This window comes from Bacillus haikouensis, assembly GCF_013179555.1.
Classification (GTDB): Bacteria; Bacillota; Bacilli; order Bacillales; family Bacillaceae_B; genus Rossellomorea; species Rossellomorea haikouensis_A.
In genome coordinates, this window is the sequence record NZ_JABMCR010000439.1 from 1 (window position 1) to 2,418 (window position 2,418).

At 41.7% G+C, this 2,418-nt stretch carries 3 protein-coding genes; all 3 read right to left on the reverse strand.

The annotated features are described in order from the left end of the window. Positions 1-152, reverse strand: a 152-nt coding sequence (locus HP456_RS22795) for a MerR family DNA-binding transcriptional regulator (RefSeq protein ID WP_172255335.1), incomplete at its 3' end; no start/stop codon positions are given. 138 nt (positions 153-290) lie between these two features. Beyond that, positions 291-1,568, reverse strand: coding sequence for a methionine gamma-lyase family protein (locus HP456_RS22800; RefSeq protein ID WP_172255337.1), 1,278 nt, complete (start codon positions 1,566-1,568; stop codon positions 291-293). Next, on the reverse strand, positions 1,568-2,418 hold an 851-nt coding region (gene hflX, locus HP456_RS22805), incomplete at its 5' end, for a GTPase HflX (protein ID WP_172255339.1). The genes hflX and HP456_RS22800, both read right to left, overlap by 1 nt.

Sequence of the window (2,418 nt, forward strand, 5' to 3'; positions counted from 1 at the left end):
GAAAAGAGCCTGCGATTTCCCTCTGTCCGTGCGGGTGTAATCAACTCATGCTCTTCGTAGTAACGAATCTGACGAGCCGTCAAGTCCGTGAGCTGCATGACAATACTTATAGGAAATAAAGCCATCGTTCGACGAATTTCACTTCCACTCATCTTGATTCCTCCTTTTCTTTTCCTTCATGTAATCATTATATGTAATGTTAGATGTTCTGTCAATCAAATGTTAGAAATTCTTACATCAACTTTCAAAAAAAAGGATAGTCGAGTATAGACTATCCAGTTTCTTTCCTATTATCCTTTTACAATGTTGATTAAACCTTTTTCGATTAAATTGTCTATTGCTGTACAAACAGCAATCTTCACATGTGAGTACGTTAATCCGCCTTGTACATAGGCTGTGTATGGCGGTCGAATTGGTCCATCTGCCGATAATTCGATACTTGAACCCTGAATGAAAGTACCTGCAGCCATAATGACATCGTCTTCATAACCCGGCATGTAATTGGGATACGGCGTAAAATGTGAATTGATTGGAGAAGCAAACTGAATTGCCTGGCAGAATGAAATCATCTTATCCCTATCGTCAAACTGAACGGATTGAATCAGGTCCGTTCGTTTCTCCATTGGAGACGGGTTTGTATTCATCCCTAACTCTGTTAACAATGCAGAAGTGAAAACAGCTCCTTTCAAAGACTGTGCCACTACATGAGGTGCAAGGAAAAAACCTTGATACATTTCTTGTAAACTATAGAGGGAGGCACCCGCTTCCGCTCCGATTCCAGGCGACGTCATCCTGTAGGAACAGGCTTCAACAATTTCTTTCTTGCCAACTATATAACCACCTGTTTTGGCAAGGCCACCGCCAGGATTTTTAATGAGTGATCCCGCCATAAGATCAGCTCCGACGTGGCAGGGTTCCAGTTCCTCTACAAATTCCCCGTAGCAATTATCTACAAAAACCACTATTTCAGGATTAATTTCTTTAACAAAGGTGATCATTTCTTTAATTTCTTCTATTAAAAAGGATGGACGGTTCGCATATCCTTTCGAACGCTGAATCCCCACCATTTTTGTCTTTGGGGAAATGGACTGTTGTACCTTGGCATAATCTACCTTACCAGACTCATCCAGATCCACACATTTGTATGAGATATTAAAGTCTTTCAATGAACCTGTTCCAGTCCCCCGGATTCCCACTATTTCTTCGAGAGTGTCGTACGGTTTACCTGTCAAATAAACCAATTCGTCTCCTGGTCTCAACACTCCAAAAAGTGCGATCGATATAGCATGAGTTCCTGAAATGATCTGTGGCCTCACTAAACCGGCGTCTGCGCCAAATACATCTGCATAAATGCTCTCAAGTGTATCTCTTCCTATATCGTCATAACCATAACCAGTGGATGGAATGAAATGCGAGTCACTTACCTTATGCTTCTGAAATGCCCTGAGCACTTTAAACTGGTTACTCTCAGCACGTTCATCAATTGTTTTATGAATATGATTTACTGAATCTTCCACTTTTTTCACAAGAGGTTTTAATACCTCTCCATGTACTAATTGATCAAACATTACTTGCTTCCCTTCTGTTTATGAAATTTCGCGATGATACCGCTGATTTGATGATCTTCCAGGTGATGTCCTGCTATCTCGTACGCCTGGCATTCCTCAATGAATTCAAGTCGTTTTATTATAGTTTCATTTTTGAGCCTCGAGAGAAGCTTCCCTTCATTTGCAGGAACCAAGATGTGAAATGAATTCATTTGCTTCTTGACCATTTCCTCAACCTTTAATAAAAGCTCTTTTCGATCTTCGCCGTTCAAGGCACTGATCGTGATGTGATCTGCAACACTATCAGGCACAAAATCGGCATCGCTGATATCACGCTTATTATAAACGGTCAGCTGCGGCAATGTATCCATTTCCAATTCCTTAAGCAGCGATTGAACGGTTTCCTCATGCTGGTGATAATCCGGATTTGAACTATCCACAACATGTAAAAGAAGGTCCGATTCTTTCACTTCCTCAAGAGTAGAGCGGAAAGCAGCAATGAGGGACGTAGGGAGATCCTGTATGAATCCGACTGTATCCGTCAGCAATGTAAAATAGCCGCTGGGTAAACCCATTTTTCTTGTCATCGGATCCAATGTGGCAAATAATTGATTTTCTTCGTGGGAATCAGCAATTGAAATCCGGTTGAACAAAGTTGATTTTCCAGCGTTTGTATAACCGACAAGAGCTACTTGAAATGATTTGTTTTTCTTTCTTCTTTCGCGATATCTTTCCCGGTGTTCGACGATCGTTTGGAGATGCTTTTTGATATCATCGATCCGGCGATGGATATGTCTTCTGTCACTTTCAAGCTTCGTTTCACCGGGGCCTCTTGTCCCAATTCCCCCTCCCAGCCTCGAAAGGGATGCGC

Excerpts from the sequence above, each read along its gene's own strand:
- HP456_RS22800 (WP_172255337.1), bottom strand. The coding sequence starts at position 1,568 with ATGTTTGATCAATTAGTACATGGAGAGGTATTAAAACCTCTTGTGAAA.